Origin of the sequence: Saccharomonospora azurea NA-128, assembly GCF_000231055.2 — a bacterium.
Lineage (GTDB): Bacteria > Actinomycetota > Actinomycetes > Mycobacteriales > Pseudonocardiaceae > Saccharomonospora > Saccharomonospora azurea.
Genome location: NZ_CM001466.1, coordinates 2,403,008 through 2,420,275 on the forward strand (window position 1 = coordinate 2,403,008; position 17,268 = coordinate 2,420,275).

General features: G+C 69.4%; 13 protein-coding genes. 8 read left to right on the forward strand and 5 right to left on the reverse strand.

From position 1 onward, the window contains the following. Position 1: 1 nt before the first annotated feature. Positions 2–808 carry an ABC transporter ATP-binding protein gene (locus SACAZDRAFT_RS10620; RefSeq protein WP_005441455.1) on the forward strand — a complete coding sequence of 269 codons (807 nt, stop codon included), beginning with the start codon at positions 2–4 and terminating at the stop codon, positions 806–808. Positions 809–838: 30 nt separating this feature from the next. On the opposite strand, the gene SACAZDRAFT_RS10625 is transcribed toward SACAZDRAFT_RS10620, so the two are convergent. Continuing rightward, positions 839–3,544, reverse strand: coding sequence for a sensor histidine kinase (locus SACAZDRAFT_RS10625; RefSeq protein ID WP_005441457.1), 2,706 nt, complete (start codon positions 3,542–3,544; stop codon positions 839–841). A 174-nt stretch (positions 3,545–3,718) separates the two neighbouring features. On the opposite strand from SACAZDRAFT_RS10625, the gene SACAZDRAFT_RS10630 reads away from it, so the two are divergent. From SACAZDRAFT_RS10630 to SACAZDRAFT_RS10640, 3 genes are all read left to right on the forward strand, one after another. After that, complete coding sequence (locus SACAZDRAFT_RS10630; protein WP_005448440.1) at positions 3,719–4,696, forward strand: ABC transporter substrate-binding protein; 978 nt, start codon at positions 3,719–3,721, stop codon at positions 4,694–4,696. Positions 4,697–4,720: 24 nt separating this feature from the next. Then, a complete protein-coding gene (locus tag SACAZDRAFT_RS10635) occupies positions 4,721–6,367 on the forward strand; it encodes a DNA repair helicase XPB (RefSeq protein WP_005441461.1) in 1,647 nt (548 codons plus the stop codon). 96 nt (positions 6,368–6,463) lie between these two features. Beyond that, positions 6,464–7,252, forward strand: a complete 789-nt coding sequence (locus SACAZDRAFT_RS10640) for a DUF72 domain-containing protein (RefSeq protein ID WP_005441463.1) — start codon at positions 6,464–6,466, stop codon at positions 7,250–7,252. 15 nt (positions 7,253–7,267) lie between these two features. Here SACAZDRAFT_RS10640 and SACAZDRAFT_RS10645 read toward each other — a convergent pair whose 3' ends face one another. The 3 genes from SACAZDRAFT_RS10645 to groL all read right to left on the reverse strand — a co-directional run bounded on the left by SACAZDRAFT_RS10645 (position 7,268) and on the right by groL (position 11,622). Then, a complete protein-coding gene (locus SACAZDRAFT_RS10645; protein WP_005441465.1) occupies positions 7,268–7,846 on the reverse strand; it encodes a type 1 glutamine amidotransferase domain-containing protein in 579 nt (192 codons plus the stop codon). Positions 7,847–8,054: 208 nt separating this feature from the next. Then, the gene (locus SACAZDRAFT_RS10650) at positions 8,055–9,725 is read right to left on the reverse strand and encodes a M14 family zinc carboxypeptidase (protein WP_232286256.1); all 1,671 of its coding nucleotides are present in this window, start codon (positions 9,723–9,725) and stop codon (positions 8,055–8,057) included. Between the two features lie 268 nt (positions 9,726–9,993). Continuing rightward, complete coding sequence (groL, locus tag SACAZDRAFT_RS10655) at positions 9,994–11,622, reverse strand: chaperonin GroEL (RefSeq protein ID WP_005441469.1); 1,629 nt, start codon at positions 11,620–11,622, stop codon at positions 9,994–9,996. A gap of 414 nt (positions 11,623–12,036) precedes the next feature. Between groL and SACAZDRAFT_RS10660 the strand changes: the two genes are divergently transcribed. From SACAZDRAFT_RS10660 to SACAZDRAFT_RS10675, 4 genes are read left to right on the forward strand one after another with little or no spacing between them, the layout of a single operon-like run. Further along, the gene (locus tag SACAZDRAFT_RS10660) at positions 12,037–12,987 is read left to right on the forward strand and encodes a siderophore ABC transporter substrate-binding protein (RefSeq protein WP_005441471.1); all 951 of its coding nucleotides are present in this window, start codon (positions 12,037–12,039) and stop codon (positions 12,985–12,987) included. Beyond that, complete coding sequence (locus SACAZDRAFT_RS10665) at positions 12,984–14,024, forward strand: ABC transporter permease (protein WP_005441473.1); 1,041 nt, start codon at positions 12,984–12,986, stop codon at positions 14,022–14,024. The genes SACAZDRAFT_RS10660 and SACAZDRAFT_RS10665 overlap by 4 nt, the downstream gene beginning before the upstream one ends. Next, positions 14,021–14,998, forward strand: coding sequence for an iron chelate uptake ABC transporter family permease subunit (locus tag SACAZDRAFT_RS10670; RefSeq protein WP_005441474.1), 978 nt, complete (start codon positions 14,021–14,023; stop codon positions 14,996–14,998). The genes SACAZDRAFT_RS10665 and SACAZDRAFT_RS10670 overlap by 4 nt, the downstream gene beginning before the upstream one ends. Next, positions 14,995–15,753, forward strand: a complete 759-nt coding sequence (locus SACAZDRAFT_RS10675) for an iron ABC transporter ATP-binding protein (protein WP_005441476.1) — start codon at positions 14,995–14,997, stop codon at positions 15,751–15,753. Before SACAZDRAFT_RS10670 ends, SACAZDRAFT_RS10675 begins: the two co-directional genes overlap by 4 nt. 11 nt (positions 15,754–15,764) lie before the next feature. On the opposite strand, the gene SACAZDRAFT_RS10680 is transcribed toward SACAZDRAFT_RS10675, so the two are convergent. Then, positions 15,765–17,240, reverse strand: a complete 1,476-nt coding sequence (locus SACAZDRAFT_RS10680; RefSeq protein ID WP_005441478.1) for a serine/threonine-protein kinase — start codon at positions 17,238–17,240, stop codon at positions 15,765–15,767. Between the last annotated feature and the right edge of the window lie 28 nt (positions 17,241–17,268).

Genomic DNA, 17,268 nt, shown 5'->3' on the forward strand with positions numbered 1-17,268 from the left:
CATGGCAACAATGCTGGAGGTGTCCGGCCTGTACCACCGCTACGGCGGTGGGGAGGGCGCTCACCTCGCGGTGAACGACCTGACGTTCACCGTGGAGACCGGGGAACTCGCGTGCATCGTGGGTCCCTCCGGGTGCGGCAAGTCGACGATGCTGCGCTGCATCTCGGGGCTCGTCAAGCCCTCCGGCGGCGAGGTGTCGTTGCAGGGCAACCGCGTGGACGGTGTGCCGGAGGACCTGGCCGTGGTGTTCCAGGACTACAGCCGGTCGCTGTTCCCGTGGTTGACGGTGCGGCAGAACGTCGAGTTCCCGCTGCGGTGGCGGCGCGACATCAGCAAGGCCGAGCGCCGCAGCAGGGCCGAGGAGGCCCTGGAGTGGGTGAACCTTCCGGGCGTGGCGGGCAAGTACCCGTGGCAGCTCTCCGGCGGCATGCAGCAACGGGTGTCGATCGCCAGGGCTCTGGCGAGGCGTCCCGCGCTGCTGCTCATGGACGAGCCGTTCGCCTCGGTGGACGCGCAGACCCGCTTCGAACTGGAGGACCTGCTGAGGAACGTGCAGTCGGCCAACGGCAGCACGGTCCTGCTGGTCACCCACGACATCGACGAGAGCGTCTACCTGGGCGACCGGGTGCTCGTCCTGTCGAAGTCGCCCGCGACGATCGTGGCCGACCTGACGGTCGACCTGCCCAAGGAGCGCGACCAGATCACGACCCGGGAGTCGCCGGAGTTCGTGTCGATGCGCGCCGAGGTGGCGCGGTTGCTCCACGGCGGCGGCGTCAAGGAGAAGGCGGACGTCGCCGGCGGAAGCTGATCCGACGCGGGCGGCGGCCGGCCGGGCCGGTCAGTCGCCGCCCGCGTGACGGCCCCGCTGGACGCCACGCTGCAGGCTCGCCATACGTGCCCGCACCGCCTCGGGCGAGCGGTTCACGGGTGGTGGGCGTTCACCACGACGATCGACGACACCGTGTCGGGGCGCGACCGGCCCGGGCACGGTGTCGTCCTCTTCGTCGGCCAACGCCGACGCGATCGCCCCGGCACCCGTCGCGGTGGGTTCGGTGCGTTCGAGATCCGTCTCGTCGTCGACGACCTCGCCCGGTCCCGTCGGCTCGCCGGGCCAGCTGACCTCGTCGGCGCCCGGGATGTCCGTCTCGGGGAACCACTGCGACAGCACGGCCTGGTAGGCGGGCAACCGGTCGGTCGGGACCTCCTCCTCCAGTGCGGGAGGATGCCGGGCGTCGTCGTCCTCCGTCGGCCAGGCGGGCTGGGCTCCCAGTTCGACGGTCGTGCGGCGCGGTGTCTCGTCGGGTAGTTCGGCCGGCTCGAACACGGTGGCGCCGACCAACCGGTCGTCCTCGAGGGTCCACTCGTCGAGCGAGTGCGTCAGCAGCGGCAGTCTGTCCAGTTCGGCCGGTTCGTCCGGTTGCGGTGCGCCGGCCCAGTCGTCCTCGTCGGCCTCGACCACGGCCTCGACGTGGACGTTGGCGGCGACGCCGAGGGCGTGGGACACCGGAGAAGCCGGCGGCACCTCGGCCGAGGCCGACGCCGTCGACGGCACGGGCAACTCGATCGACTCGGGATTGTCGGGCTCGACGAACTCGGCGGGCACGAGCACGGTCGCCGTGAGCCCGCGCGGCTCGGCCGCCGCCAACCGCACCTCGATCTGATGCCGCCGGGCGAGCCTGCCGACCACGTAGAGCCCCATCCGGCGCGACACCTCGACGTCCACGTCGGGCGGTTCGGCGAGCCGGGTGTTGGCCCTGCGGATCTCCGTCTCCGGCATCCCCGCGCCCCGGTCGGTGATCTCGATGCGCCACTGCCGCTCGCGCGTCACCGAACTCACCACCGTCACCATCTCGCGCTCCGGCGAGTACGCGGTGGCGTTCTCGAACAGCTCCGCGATGACGTGGATGAGGTCGGACGCCACGTCGCCCTGCACGGACAGCATCGGCGGCGTCTCCACCGAGATCCGCTGGTAGTGCTCCACTTCGGACAACGCGGCGCCGATGATCTCCGAGGCGGGCACCGAGCCCGGCAGCGGCCGACCGCCGTCCTCGCCCGCCAGCACGAGCAGGTTCTCGCTGTTGCGGCGCATCCGGGTCGCGAGGTGGTCGAGCTCGTACAACCCGCCGAGGATCTCGGGATCCTGTTCGTGCTCCTCCATGCGGTCGAGGACCACGAGCTGACGTTCCACGAGATCCTGACTGCGCCGCGAGAGGTTCACGAACATCGAGTTGACGTTCTCCCTCAGCATGGCCTGCTGCCCCGCGAGCCGGACCGCCTCACCGTGGACGGCGTCGAACGCCCTGGCCACCTCGCCGAGCTCGTCGCGCGTGTGGACGGGCACGGGTTCCACCGCACGCGTGTACATGTGCTCGGGCGTCGGGTTTTCCTCGGTGAGGATGTCGTCGACCGCCGCGGGCAGCTTGTGCTCGGCGACGTCGAGCGCGCTGCTGCGCAACGCCCTCAACGGACGCAGCAGCGACCGCGCGACCACCACCGCCAGAATGGCCCCGAGCAGCAACGCCCCCAGCACCACCCCGGCGTCGGTCCCCGCCGAGCTGCGCGCGTCGGCCGCGAGCGCGTCGGAACGCTCCTGCAGGTCCTCCAGCAGTTGCTCCTGCACGCGCTTGACCAGGTTCACGGTGTAGGTGGAGGCGCGATCCCACTCGTCGGCCGACAGTCCCGCCAGATCGCCGCCGTTCTCGGCCCTGGTGAGCACCGACTCCACGATGCCGTTGCCCAGGTCGACCACGAGACCGATGACCGTGTCGTCGTACATGCGCCGCTGACGCGGCGTCGCGAACGTGGTGAAGTCGTCCTTCGCCGCGGCGAGCTGTGCCTCCGCCGACACCAGGGCGCGCTCCACGTCCTTGGTGAGACTGCCGCGCGCCAGTGCCTGTGCCACCACGGCGCGCCTGATCGACAGCTGGTCCTTGACCCGCGCCAGCGCGTTGGCCACGAGCCGGCTCCCGGCGAGTTCGCGGTCGACGGCGTCGGAGACGAACACCTCACCGACACCGAGCACGTCCGAGATCAGGTCGCTGTACGAGCGGAGCACCGCCTCCGACGGCAGCGCCGTGTTCTCGCCCGCGTACCGCAACCCGGTCAGGGTGCCGAACTCCTGGCCGATGCGTTCGAACAGGGCGAGAGTCTCGGGTGACAGCGCGTGCGCCGAGCCGGCCAGCGTCCGATCGAACTCCCCGATCGCGGCGTCGACCCGCTCGCGCTGCTCCTTGAGCTCGTCGAGCGAGCCCTCACGACCACCGGCGACGTGGCGCACCGTGAGGTCGCGCTCCCGCTGGAGCTGGTGCACCACCTCGGCGACGGTGGTCTCGACCCTGATGCGTTCGGCGCCCTCACTGAACGTCGCCGCCCTGTCGAGGTCGTCGGTGGCTCTCAGGGCCACCAGCACGAGCACGGCGACGGCGGGGATGAGCAGGATCGCGACCAGCTTGGTCCGCAACCGCCAGTTGCGGACCCGCCATCGGCCACCGGCACGTTCGGCGGTCGCCGCACCGTCCCGAGGACGTTCACTGCGACGAGTCACCTGGGCTTCCTTCGGTCATCCGCGGTCAGGCGGTCCGCTTCGAAATGCTCCTGGAGGGTAACGGCACCCTCTCACAATCGGTGGGACGCCCATGGCCGGAGAAGGGTTGCCGACGCATGGTATTGCCTTGATCGCTCTAAGCTCCACACATTGTCGGGAGAATTCCTTTCGATCATGGAGGCGGCCGTGCGAACTCAGGGGCGCGTGCTTTTCGTCCTCGCCGTTGTTCTGCTACTCGGTTCCTGCTCGTTCTTGGATGAAACGGACGCGCCGACCGCTCCCGGTCCGGAGACGGAACGCCTGTCGGTGGGTGTGAGCAACGCCGTGGAGACCGCGCCGCTGCGGCTCGCCGTCTCCGACGGCCTGTTCCGTCGCGGCGGCCTGCAGGTCGAGCTGGTCGAACTGGACGACGACGACCCGATCGAGGCGCTGACCGAGCAGCGGGTCGACGTGGTCTTCGCCGGCAACGTCACTCTGTTCCACGCCGCCGCCACGGGCACGAAGATCACCCTTCAGGGCGAGGCGTATGTCGCGGGAACCGGTTCCATGGCGCTCGTGACGCTTCCCGGTTCGCCGTACACCGATCCGAGTCGACTGCCCGCTCCACGAATCGCGGTTCCCACGCCGGACGGTCTCGGCGCGCTCACGTCACGTTCCGTTCTCAGAGCCGCGGGTGTCGACCCCGCGGCGATCAGTTTCGAGGTCATTCCGTTCGACGGAATGGTCGAGGCATTGCGCGAGGGCCGAGTGGATGCGGCCTGGATGACCGAACCCCACCTCACGGTCGCCCAGAAGGAGCACGGTGCCCTCGTCCTCGCCGACTGCGCCCACGGCGCCACCGAGGATTTCCCGATGTCGGCGTACGCGACGACCGAGGAGTTCGGCGCCGCACACCCGCGCACGCTCGCGCTGTTCCGGGACCTCCTCGCCGAAGCTCAGCAGAAGGGCGCCGACGACGGCACCGTCCGCCGGGCACTGCCCCGGCTCGCCGACGTCGACGAGGTCACGGCGTCGCTCGTGTCACTCGGCACCTATCCGCAGGTCGTGCACGCCGAACGCCTCCAACGGGTCGCCGACCTCATGCACGGCTCGGGGCAGCTCACCGAACGCCTCGATGTGGGGGCCTTGGTGCCGAGAGAGGAACTCCCCTGACCGCGGACACGTATAAAGGAGGACGTGACTGATGGCCCCCTGATCGTCCAGTCGGACAAAACGGTGCTGCTGGAGGTCGACCACGACCTCGCCGACGACGCACGCATCGCCATCGCGCCGTTCGCCGAACTCGAACGCGCACCCGAGCACGTCCACACGTACCGCATCACTCCGCTGGCGCTCTGGAACGCGCGCGCCGCGGGCCACGACGCCGAACAGGTCGTCGACGCCCTCACCACGTACTCCCGCTTCCCCGTGCCGCAGCCGTTGCTGATCGACGTCGTCGACACCATGGGCCGATTCGGCAGGCTGCAGATCCAGAACCATCCCGCGCACGGCCTCGTCATGACCACCACCGACCGCGCCGTGCTCGAGGAGATCCTGCGGCACAAGAAGATCAGCCCGATGCTCGGCGCGCGCATCGACCCCGACACCGTCGTGGTGCACCCGTCGGAGCGGGGCAGGCTCAAGCAGGCGCTGCTGAAGGTCGGCTGGCCCGCCGAGGACGTCGCCGGGTACGTCGACGGCGAGTCGCACCCGATCGCCCTGGAGGAGAACGGCTGGGCGTTGCGCGACTACCAGCGCCAGGCCGCCGAGACCTTCTGGGCAGGTGGCTCGGGTGTCGTCGTGCTCCCCTGCGGCGCGGGCAAGACGCTGGTCGGCGCGGCGGCCATGGCCCAGGCGGAGGCCACGACGCTGATCCTCGTCACCAACACCGTGGCGGGCAGGCAGTGGAAGCGCGAGCTCGTGGAACGCACCTCGCTCACCGAGGACGAGATCGGCGAGTACTCCGGTGAGAAGAAGGAGATCCGCCCCGTCACCATCGCCACCTACCAGGTCATCACGCGCCGCACCAAGGGCGAGTACAAGCACCTGGAGCTGTTCGACTCGCGGGACTGGGGGCTCGTCATCTACGACGAGGTGCACCTGCTGCCCGCACCCGTGTTCCGCATGACGGCCGACCTGCAGTCACGGCGGCGCCTCGGCCTCACCGCAACCCTGGTGCGGGAGGACGGCCGGGAGGGCGACGTGTTCTCCCTCATCGGCCCGAAGCGCTACGACGTCCCGTGGCGCGACATCGAGGCGCAGGGCTGGATCGCGCCCGCCGAGTGCGTCGAGGTCCGGGTCACCCTGACCGACGCCGAGCGACTCGGCTACGCCACCGCGGAGGCCGACGAGCGCTACCGCCTCGCCTCCACCGCACGCACCAAGATCGGCGTGGTCAAGTCGATCGTCGAACGGCACGCGGGTGAACCGACACTGGTCATCGGCGCCTACCTCGACCAGCTGGAGGAACTCGGCGCCGAACTGAACGCACCGGTGGTGCAGGGCTCGACGAAGAACAAGGAACGCGAGGCCCTGTTCGACGCCTTCCGCAGGGGCGAGATCGACAAGCTCGTGGTCTCGAAGGTCGCGAACTTCTCCATCGACCTGCCCGAGGCGTCCGTGGCCATCCAGATGTCGGGCACGTTCGGCTCCCGCCAGGAGGAGGCACAGCGCCTCGGCAGGCTCCTGCGACCGAAGGGCGACGGGCGCCAGGCCCACTTCTACTCCGTGGTCTCGCGCGACACGGTCGACACCGACTACGCCGCCCACCGGCAGCGGTTCCTCGCCGAGCAGGGCTACGCCTACCACATCGTCGACGCCGACGACCTGCTGCGACCGCTGTGAGCCGACTGCCGCACGGGAAGGAGCGCGAGCATCCCCGTCCCCGGCGCTGAGATCCGCATCGGCACCTCGGGCTGGATCTATCCCGGCTGGCGAGGCGTGTTCTATCCCAAGGGCCTCCCGCAGCGGCGCGAGCTCGAATACCTGTCCCGGCGGGTGAACACCGTCGAGATCAACGGGTCGTTCTACTCGCTGCAAAGGCCCGAACGGTACCGGCGGTGGCGGGACGCGACCCCGCCCGGCTTCCGCTTCGCCGTCAAGGGCGGGCGGTTCATCACGCACATGAAGCAGCTGCGGGACGTCGAGGCGGCCCTGGCGAACTTCTTCGCCTCCGGCGTGCTCGCGCTCGACGACAAGCTCGGCCCGGTCCTCTGGCAGCTGCCGCCCCGGCTGTCCTTCGACGCAGAGCGCCTCGCCGAGTTCTTCGACCGGCTCCCGCGCACCACCGTCGCCGCGGCGGAGCTGGCCCGCCGGCACGACGACAAGGTGACCTTCGAACCCCACACCGACGTCGGGGCCGACCGGCCCCTGCACCACGCCCTCGAAGTGCGCCACCCCAGCTTCACCGACCCGGCGTTTCCGGACCTGCTCCGCGCCCACGACATCGCGCTCGTCGTCGCCGACACCGCGGGCACCTGGCCGTACCTCGAGGACGTGACCTCCGGCCTCGTCTACGTTCGGCTTCACGGCGACGTCGAGCTCTACGCCAGCGGGTACACCGACGAGGCCCTCGACGCGTGGGCGGAGAAGATCGGTCGCTGGCACGCGCAGGGCCACGACGTCTGGGTGTACTTCGACAACGACATCAAAGTGAAAGCGCCCGGCGACGCCATGGCGCTGGCCGAGAGACTCGGCGTGCACCACGCGTCGCCGGGCGAGAAGACGTGATCGACTGGCGTGTGATCAGGCGCCGGCTGCCTGCTTGGCGTGCTTGCCCTCAGCGATCTCTTCCACCAGCTTCGAGCAGAACGCGGGCAGGTCGTTCGGGTTGCGGCTGGAGACCAGCCCCTGGTCCACGACGACCTCCTCGTCGACCCATTCGGCACCCGCGTTGCGCAGGTCGGTCTGCAGGCTCGGCCACGACGTCAGGCGGCGGCCACGGACGACGTCGGCCTCGATGAGGGTCCACGGCCCGTGACAGATCACCGCGACGGGCTTCTGCTGGGCGAAGAAGTCGCGAACGAAGCTCACGGCCTTCTCGTCTGTGCGGAGGATGTCGGGATTCGCGACGCCACCGGGCAGGACGAGGCCGTCGTAGTCGTCGGCCGACGCCTCGGCCACGGTGCGGTCCACCGTGTACGTGTCCGCCTTGTCCAGGTGGTTGAACGCCTGGATGCTTCCCGACTTCGTGGAGATCAGCTCGGGCCTGCCGCCGGCGTTCTCGACGGCCTTCCACGGTTCGGTGAGCTCCACCTGCTCCGTTCCCTCGGGTGCGACCAGAAACGCGACCCGGCGGCCGGTGAGTGTGTCTGCCACGCTCATCACTCCTTCCTGTGTATTCGCCCTCCGGGTACCCGTCCGAACGGGTGAACGAAACGACCGTGTGAGGGACTTCAAAGCCGTCCGGAAACCGCAAAGACCCGTACGAGAAGCGCGGACACGCCGAGGAGTCGAGCCCCCTGCCGGCGTGTCCGCGCCCTGCGCACGCGTGTCCGCGGTTCATGCACGCGTGTCCGCGGTTCCCGTACGGCTACGGCCTCGCGCCGCCCGCGCAGCGCGACAGGTCCACGGCCACCCGCTCACCCCGGGAGACCGTCACCCGCGTCTCCTGCCACGCATTGCCCCGCGCACGCTCACACCGCACCGTCCAGCTCTCGGTGATCGTGCCGCCGTCCCGGTCCGGCCGCACCGACGGGTTGACGCTCCACTCGACGACACCGCCCGGCGCGGTCAGCTGCGACGTCAGCTCGCTCGTGAACGGGATCGGCTCCCCGACGCCGCCGCCCGGCTGCTGGACCGGAGCCGTGTGCTGGGTGAACACCTTCTCCACGGACAGCCGCGCCCCTCGCGGTGCCGACACCTCCAACACGGCGTGGTAGTCGCGGTTCGCCGCCACCTCGAACTGCCGCAGCAACGCCTCGCGCACACCGCCGTTCGCGTGGTCCTGCGTCCCGACGCCCAGGTACTGGTCGACGACGGCCTTCTGGTAGCCGACGTGGAAGTTGCCGCCTTCCAGCTCGAACTCGAAACCGAACCCGCCCGTGGTGAAGTAGCTCCACTCACCGGTGGATCCGCTGGTGTCGTACAGCTGGTACGAGGGGATGCTGCGGTACCCGGTCGCGTCCGCCAACGCGTCCCCGATCTCCGCGTACAACTCCTCGTCGGCGGTGAGCGGCGTGTCGGACTGCTGTGGCGGGCGGAGTACCAGCCCGCCGTAGTTGTGCACACTCTGCAGCGAGGTCACCTGCCGGCTCGACACGAGCTCGCGGACGTTGCGCACCTCCGGCTCGGAGAACGGCGCGGCGCCCCGGTAGGTCCCGCTGCCGGGGTTCACGCTCGCGCCCTTGCCACCCCAGTTGCCGCCGTAGTTGCGGTTGAGGTCCACGCCGATGTCGGCGTTGTCGGCGTCGGCGCACTCGCCCGGCGTGACGTCGTCATCGCCGTCGCCGAGCCGGCAGTTCTTGCGCTTGTACTCGTGCAGGTAACCGCGCGAGATGTCGAAGCCGTCGACGTTGACGATCGGCACCACGATGATCCGCGCACGCTCCAGCAGACCGGTGATGCGCTCGTCGCGCCCGTCACCGTGCACGAGGTCCGTGGCGAACTCCATGACGACCTCGGCGGTGGGCCACTCCCGCGCGTGGTGGGTGCCGACGAGGAGGAAGACCGGCCTGCCGTCGTCCGCGTCGACGTCGTGCGCGATCTCCAGACCCCGGACCTCCTTGCCCAGCAACGACCGGTGCGGGAGCGTGATCGGTTCGACCAGGTCGGGGCGCGCGGACGCGAGGTCCGCCATGTCGGTGCCGTAGTCGGCGTACGTGCGGTAGGTGTTGCGGCCACTCGGCAGCGGCGACGCGGCGAGCGTGCGCGCCTCGGCGGCGTCCTCGGCGAGCACGGCGCGGGTGTGCGCGGCGAGGTCGCTGATCACGACGTCGTAGTCGAATCCGGCCGCCCGCAGTCGCTCCCGGTCGTCGGCACCGTGCGCGTAGACCTCCGCGTAGCCGTCGCCCAGCACGGGAGCGATGTCGGCGCCGGCCGCGACCAACCGGTCGACGTGGGCCTCGGTCGGTGTCGGTACGCGCAACAGGGACACCGCGTCGGCACTGCTTCCTGCGACGACCTCGCCGGTGGAGGTCGGTTGCGCCGACGCGGTGTGCACGAGTGTCGTGGCGAGCAGGACCGCGGCCACTCCAGCCGCCACGGTCGTCGCGCCACGTCTCCGTGGACGGCGCGAGGTGCCCTTTCTGCCCATGTCAACCTCCCGGTACGGATGTCGACACGGACGGTATTCAGGTCGTTAGTGTCGCGAAAGATCCAGACGTGTACTTGATCGCCGGACCGCACTACCCAGAGCAGCGCCGCCCGAGCCTCGCGTACGCCAACCGCGGACACGCGGACGCAGGACGCGGACACGAAAAGGCCCGGCTCCCTTGACGGGTGCCGGGCCTTTCGCGCCTATGGGGCTGGAATCACATCATGCCTTCCATGCCGCCCATGCCACCGGTGGGGTCACCGGCCTTCTCCTTCTCCGGCTTGTCCGCGACCACGGCCTCCGTGGTCAGGAACAGCGCGGCGATGGAGGCGGCGTTCTGCAGCGCGGAACGCGTGACCTTGGCGGGGTCGATGACGCCCGCGGCCACCAGGTCCTCGTACTCGCCGGTCGCGGCGTTCAGGCCGTGGCCCTGCGACAGGGTCTTGACCTTCTCCGCCACGACGCCACCCTCGAGACCCGCGTTCACAGCGATCTGCTTGAGCGGGCTCTCGACGGCCACCTTGACGATGTTGGCGCCGGTCGCCTCGTCACCCTCGAGCTTGAGGCTGTCGAACGCGGCCTTGGACGCCTGGAGCAGAGCCACGCCACCACCGGCGACGATGCCCTCCTCGACGGCGGCCTTGGCGTTGCGCACCGCGTCCTCGATGCGGTGCTTGCGCTCCTTGAGCTCCACCTCGGTGGCGGCGCCGGCCTTGATGACCGCGACACCGCCGGCGAGCTTGGCCAGGCGCTCCTGCAGCTTCTCGCGGTCGTAGTCGGAGTCGCTGTTCTCGATCTCGGCGCGGATCTGGTTGACGCGGCCCTGGATCTGCTCCGCGTCACCGGCGCCCTCGACGATGGTGGTCTCGTCCTTGGTGACGACCACCTTGCGGGCCTGGCCCAGCAGCGAGATGTCGGCGTTCTCCAGCTTCAGGCCGACGTCCTCGCTGATGACCTGGCCGCCCGTGAGGATGGCCATGTCCTGCAGCATCGCCTTGCGACGGTCACCGAAGCCCGGGGCCTTGACGGCGACGGACTTGAAGGTGCCGCGGATCTTGTTGACGACCAGGGTGGCCAGAGCCTCGCCCTCGACGTCCTCGGCGATGATCAGCAGCGGCTTGCCGGCCTGCATGACCTTCTCCAGCACGGGGAGCAGGTCCTTGACGTTCGAGATCTTCGAGCCGAACAGCAGGATGTAGGGGTCCTCCAGGACCGCTTCCTGACGCTCGGCGTCGGTGGCGAAGTAGCCGGAGATGTAGCCCTTGTCGAAGCGCATACCCTCGGTGAGCTCCAGCTCGAGCCCGAAGGTGTTCGACTCCTCGACGGTGACGACGCCTTCCTTGCCGACCTTGTCGAGCGCCTCGGCGATCAGCTCACCGATGGTCTTGTCGGCCGCGGAGATCGACGCGGTGGCCGCGATCTGCTCCTTGGTCTCGACCTCCTTGGCCATCTTGTGCAGCTGCTCGGTGACAGCCTCGACGGCCTGCTCGATGCCGCGCTTCAGCGCGATCGGGTCGGCGCCGGCGGCGACGTTGCGCAGACCCTCCTTGACGAGAGCCTGGGCGAGCACCGTGGCGGTCGTGGTGCCGTCACCCGCGACGTCGTCGGTCTTCTTCGCGACTTCCTTGACGAGTTCGGCCCCGATCTTCTCCCACGGGTCCTCGAGCTCGATCTCCTTCGCGATCGAGACACCGTCGTTGGTGATCGTCGGCGCGCCCCACTTCTTCTCGAGCACGACGTTGCGGCCACGGGGGCCGAGCGTCACCTTGACGGCCTCGGCGAGGGTGTTGAGACCGCGCTCAAGACCGCGGCGGGCGTCCTCGTCGAACGCAATCAGTTTGGCCATTTCGGTGTGGTCCTCCGGTAGTCAGGACACGTCCTCGGCCAGGCTCGGTGCCCGCGACGGACGACCAGTTCGGTATCGCCGAACATGGCCTCACCGTCCCGACCTTCAGGCGGCGGTCGGCGACCAGCCACCTAGCACTCAACGGTGCCGAGTGCCAATTCCGTGTTTAGCACTCTCAAGGGGAGAGTGCAAGCAACAGGGCCCCGTACCGCCCGATCTCGCCACGCGACCACTCCGCGACCGTGGAGCGACACCCGGGGACTACCTCGACGAAGCCGCGATAGCACCTCGCGACTCGGAAACCAGCGCCGTGGGGCATCGCTCACTTTGCGACCCACATCACTCCCAATCCTCCCCGATGCGACTTAAGTTAGCCTCACCTACCTTGAATATTTGATCTTCGTGGGAGCAAGCATGCGTGGGAGTCACCGCAGAGGGGCGTTCGTCGCCCTCCTCGCCGGGTTGGTCGGGCTGCTCACCGCCTGCGGCGGGGTCGACGCCGACCAGGCCGGCAGCGGCGAGGGAGCGATCACCGTCGAGCACGCCCAGGGGTCGACCTCCCTCGACGGTACGCCAGAGCGCATCGTCGTCTTCGACCTCGGTGTGCTGGAGACTCTCGACGAACTCGGAGTCGAGGGCGTCGTCGGCGTTCCCGAGGTCGCGAACCTGCCCGAGCACCTCTCCGAGTACGACTCCGACGACTACACCAAGGTCGGCAGCCTGAAGGAGCCGGACTTCGAGGAGGTCAACGCTCTCGAACCCGACCTCATCCTGGTGGCGGGCCGTTCCGCTCCGGCCTACGGCGAGCTGTCCGAGATCGCCCCCACCGTCGACCTCACCGTCGACACGACGGACTTCCTCGCCGGCGCGACCGAGCGCATCGAGACGCTGGGCTCGCTGTTCGGCAAGGAGGACGTCGTGAAGGACCGGCTGGCCGCGCTCGAAACGAAGGCCGAGGAGGTCGCCTCGTCCGGCGCCGCCGACAAGACCGGACTCGTCGTGCTCACCACCGGCGGCAAGATGAGCGCGTACGGCCCCGGCTCCCGCTTCGGCATCGTCTACGACAACCTCGGTGTGCAGCCCGCCGTCGACGGACTCTCGGCCGACACCCACGGCGACGCCATCTCGGCGGAGTTCATCGCCGACGCCGACCCCGACCTGCTGTTCGTGATCGACCGCGACTCCGCGATCGGCGAGGCGGGCCAGTCGGCCAAGCAGGTGCTCGACAACGCTCTCGTGAACGGCACCACCGCCGCCAAGGAGGGCGGGATCGTCTATCTCGACCCCACGCAGTGGTACCTGACCGCCAACGGCCTGGCCTCGCTGGAGTCCATGGTGAAGGTCGTCGGGGACAGCGTGGCGTGACCTCGTCGAGCACAGAGACGACACCCTCGACGGCCTCGACACCGTCGACGCGGCGGACCCGGCGACGCGGCCCGGTCCGCCGCCGTCACGTCGCCCTCGCGCTGGTACTGCTGGCGGCGGCGTCCTTCGGCTCGCTCTTCGTCGGCGTCACGGAGTTGACCCCGGCGGGCCTGCTCTCGGGCGACGAGCGGCAGCTCACGGTGTTGTGGGAGTCGCGGCTGCCTCGGCTGCTGGCGATCCTGCTGGCCGGCTCGGCACTGAGTGTCGCGGGCCTGGTGATGATGAGCCTAACCCGCAACCGCTTCGTGACGCCGTCGACGGCGGGCACCGCGGAGTCGGCCTCCCTGGGCGTCCTCGTCGCCACCGTGTTCTTCGGCGCGGAGGCCGTGGGCGTGAAGATGGCGGTGGCGACGGTGTTCGCCCTGCTCGGCACCGGGATCTTCCTCGCGCTGCTGCGGAAGTTGACGTTCGCCGACATCATCGTGGTGCCGCTCGTGGGCATCATGTTCGGCGGTGTCATCTCGGCGCTCACCACGTTCTTCGCCTACCGCGCCGACCTGCTGCAGACGCTCGCGGCGTGGACCAGCGGCGAGTTCTCGGGTGTCCTGAAAGGACGCTACGAGCTGTTGTGGCTCACCGCTGCCGCGGCGGTGCTCACCTACCTGTTCGCCGACCGCTTCACGCTCGCCGGGCTCGGTCGCGACTTCGCCGTCAACCTCGGCGTCCACTACGACCGCGTGGTCACCACCGGTCTGGTGCTGATCTCGGTCATCACCGCCGTGGTCGTCGTCTCGGTCGGCAACATCCCGTTCCTGGGACTCGTCGTGCCCAACCTCGTCACCCTGATGCTCGGTGACAACCTGCGCCGGGTCCTGCCTGTCACCGCTCTCGCCGGAGCGTTCTTCGTGCTGTGCTGCGACGTCGTCGGTCGCACGGTCCGCCACCCGTACGAGATCCCCGTCGAGACGATCGCGGGTGTCGTCGGGGGCGCCCTGTTCGTCTACCTGGTCCTGCGGGCCCGCCGGAGGGCCGCATGACCGCCGCCCGCACCGCCGACGTCCGACGCCCACGTCGCGTCCTCGCGCTCCTGGCGGCCGTGACCCTGGCCGGTGCCGTGGCGTTCTGCGTCGTCGGGCTCACCGGCAACATCGAGTACGCGTTGGGCATCCGGCTGCGCAGGATCACCGCCATGGCGGTGGTCGGCGTGGCCATCGGCTACTCCAGCGTGCTGTTCCAGACCGTCACCAACAACCGCATCCTGACCCCGCAGATCATGGGGTTCGACTCGCTGTTCGTGCTGGTCCAGACGCTGATCGTGTACTTCGCGGGAGCGATCGCACTCAGCAGCGCCGACCCGAAGGCGCTCTTCCTCCTCCAGGCCGGGGTGATGGTCGCGTTCGCCTTCGCTTTGCACCGCTGGTTGTTCGACCGCAACAGCCGCGACCTCTACCTGCTCGTGCTCGTGGGCGTCATCTTCGGCACGCTGTTCGCCAGCCTGTCGTCGCTCGCGTCGAGGCTGATCAACCCGAACGACTTCGTGGCGTTGCAGGACAGTCTCTTCGCGAGCTTCAACTCCGTCGACGAGAGCCTGCTCTGGTTCTCGGCGATCCTGCTCGTGCTGCTCTGCGGCCTCGGCACGCGGCTGTTCCGCAAGCTCGACGTCGTGGCGCTCGGCCGGGACACCGCGATCGGGCTGGGAGTGAACCACCGGTCGGTGGTCAACCGCAGCCTGGTGATCGTCGCGGTGCTCGTGTCGGTGTCCACCGCGCTCGTCGGGCCCGTCACCTTCCTCGGCGTCCTCGTGGCGAACCTCGCCCGGCAACTGACCCGCACGTTCCGCCACGCCGTCGTCGTCCCCGCCGCCTCGCTGCTCGCGGTGGCGACGCTGACGCTGGGCCAGCTCGTGCTGGAACAGATTCTCGGCACGGACACCGCCCTCAGCGTGGTCGTCAACTTCGGTGGCGGCCTCTACTTCATCGCCCTGCTCGTCCGGGAGTCCACACGACGATGATCGAGATCAACGGAGTCACCAAACGGTACGGCGAGACGACCGTCGTCGACGACGTGTCGCTGACCATCCCCTCCGGCGGCATCACGTCGGTGATCGGCGCCAACGGTGCGGGCAAGTCCACCCTGCTGTCCCTGATGAGCCGCCTGCTGAAGCCGGACGCGGGCTCGATCACCGTGGACGGTCTGGACGTCTCCACCACGCGCACGGAGGAGCTCGCCAAGCGCCTCGCCGTGCTGCGCCAGGAGAACCACACCGCCGTGCGCCTCACCGTGCGCGAACTCGTCTCGTTCGGACGGTTCCCCCACTCGGCAGGACGGCTGACCAGCACCGACCACGAGGTCATCGACGACGCGGTGGACTACTTCGAGCTCACCGCGTTCGCCGACCGCCCGCTCGACACCCTGTCCGGCGGGCAGCGGCAACGCGCCCACGTCGCGATGGTGCTGTGCCAGAGCACCGACTACGTGCTGCTCGACGAGCCGTTGAACAACCTGGACATGCGGCACTCGGTGCAGATCATGCGCCGGCTCCGCAGGATGGCCGACGACTACGGCAAGACCGTGGTGCTCGTGGTGCACGACATCAACTTCGCCGCGCGCTACTCCGACCGGGTCGTCGCCATGCGGGACGGCGCGTTGGTCGCACACGGTGGCGTCGCCGACGTCATGACTCCCGAGGTGCTCCACGCGGTGTTCGACCTCGACATCCCCGTGCACGACGTCGGCGGGCGCCGCATCGGCGACTTCTACGGCTGAGCCTGCGGGCGTCAGCCGCCCGGCACGATCGGGATGGACGTCGGCGGAAGCTGGTTGCCGCCCGTGGTGTCGTCCGGGTCACCACCGTCGCCTCCCGGCCCGATCGGGATCGACGGGATCGGCGAGTTCTGAGTGGACGGGGCGGGATTGCCCTCGTTTCCTTCGTCGTCGTCACCGCCGGTCAACAGCACGACGGTGAGCACACCCGCACCGATTAGCACCACCGCGGCCAGTGCCCACACCCACCACGGCGTCGAGCTCTTCTTCGCGGGAGGCGGGCCGTACTGCTGCGGCGGCTGCGGATACCCGCCCGCTCCCGGCGGCATGGGCGAGCCGTGCGGTGGCGTGCCGTACGGCGAGGCCATCGGGTGCTGGTGCTGGCCCTGCATGGGCGCTCCGAAGGGCTGCTGGCCGGGGTGGGGCTGCTGCTGCGGCTGCTGTGGGTGCTGCTGCTGGGGATAGCCCGCCATCGATGGTTGCCCCTGCTGCTGCGGGGGTTGTCGCGGTGGCGGAGCGAACTGTCCGCCGCCCTGTTGTCCCTGCGGCGCGGCGGGACCGCCCCCTTGCTGAGCACCGAACGGCTGCACCGGTGTCCCCTCTCCCACTCGACCGTGTCCCTGTCGTGGCCTACCGGTTTCCCCGCCGTTCTTCAGCGCCTTGCGCGCCGCCGACACCAAGTCGACACAGTTCGCGTACCGCGCGTCCGGCGCCTTGGCCATGCCCTTGCGCACGACCTCGTCGACGGCGGCGGGCAGCGCGGGCACCGCCTGCGACACCGACGGCACGTCGCCGCCCAGATGCCCCTTGATCACCGTCTGCACGTCGCCCTTGAACGGGGGCTGTCCCGTCAAGCAGGCGAACAACATACAGGCCAGTGCGTACTGGTCGGTGCGGCCGTCCAACGGTTCGCCACGCAGGTGCTCGGGCGCGGCGTAGGTCGGCGACCCCAGGAAGTCGCCGCTGCGCGTCCGATGCCCGGTCGTACCCCGCCGGGTGAGCCCGAAGTCGGCGATGTAGACGTGTTCGCGCGCCGACTCCCGACTGGTGACGAGGACGTTCGCGGGCTTCACGTCCAGGTGGACGAGGCCGCGCTCGTGCAGTGTGTCGAGAGCGTCGGCGACCTGGTCGAGCAGACCCAACGCACGCTCGGGCTCCATCGGGCTGCCCGAGATGAGACTCGCCAGGTCGGACCCGTCGACGAGCCGCATCGCGATGTAGAGCATCCCGTCGAGCTCGCCGAAGTCGTACAGCGGCACGATGTTGGCGTGATCGATCGCCGAGGTGTTGCGCGCCTCGTCGACGAATCTCTCGCGGAACTCGGCGTCCGCACCGAGGTGCTCGCCGATCACCTTGAGCGCCACCTTGCGTCCCAGACGCACATCGGTGGCCCGGTACATCACGCTCATGCCACCTCGGCCGAGCACACCGTCGATGCGGTAGTTGCCCAGCCGCCGACCCGTCAGGTCAGCCGACTCCTCGCCTGCCACAGAGCGCAGCCTAACGTCTGCACCTCGG

Bases quoted from the DNA above. Each gene is read 5' to 3' on its own strand.
- SACAZDRAFT_RS10620 (WP_005441455.1), top strand. From the start codon at position 2: ATGGCAACAATGCTGGAGGTGTCCGGCCTGTACCACCGCTACGGCGGT.
- SACAZDRAFT_RS10630 (WP_005448440.1), top strand. From the start codon at position 3,719: ATGGAGGCGGCCGTGCGAACTCAGGGGCGCGTGCTTTTCGTCCTCGCC.
- SACAZDRAFT_RS10645 (WP_005441465.1), bottom strand. From the start codon at position 7,846: ATGAGCGTGGCAGACACACTCACCGGCCGCCGGGTCGCGTTTCTGGTC.
- groL (WP_005441469.1), bottom strand. From the start codon at position 11,622: ATGGCCAAACTGATTGCGTTCGACGAGGACGCCCGCCGCGGTCTTGAG.
- SACAZDRAFT_RS10660 (WP_005441471.1), top strand. From the start codon at position 12,037: ATGCGTGGGAGTCACCGCAGAGGGGCGTTCGTCGCCCTCCTCGCCGGG.
- SACAZDRAFT_RS10670 (WP_005441474.1), top strand. From the start codon at position 14,021: ATGACCGCCGCCCGCACCGCCGACGTCCGACGCCCACGTCGCGTCCTC.
- SACAZDRAFT_RS10675 (WP_005441476.1), top strand. From the start codon at position 14,995: ATGATCGAGATCAACGGAGTCACCAAACGGTACGGCGAGACGACCGTC.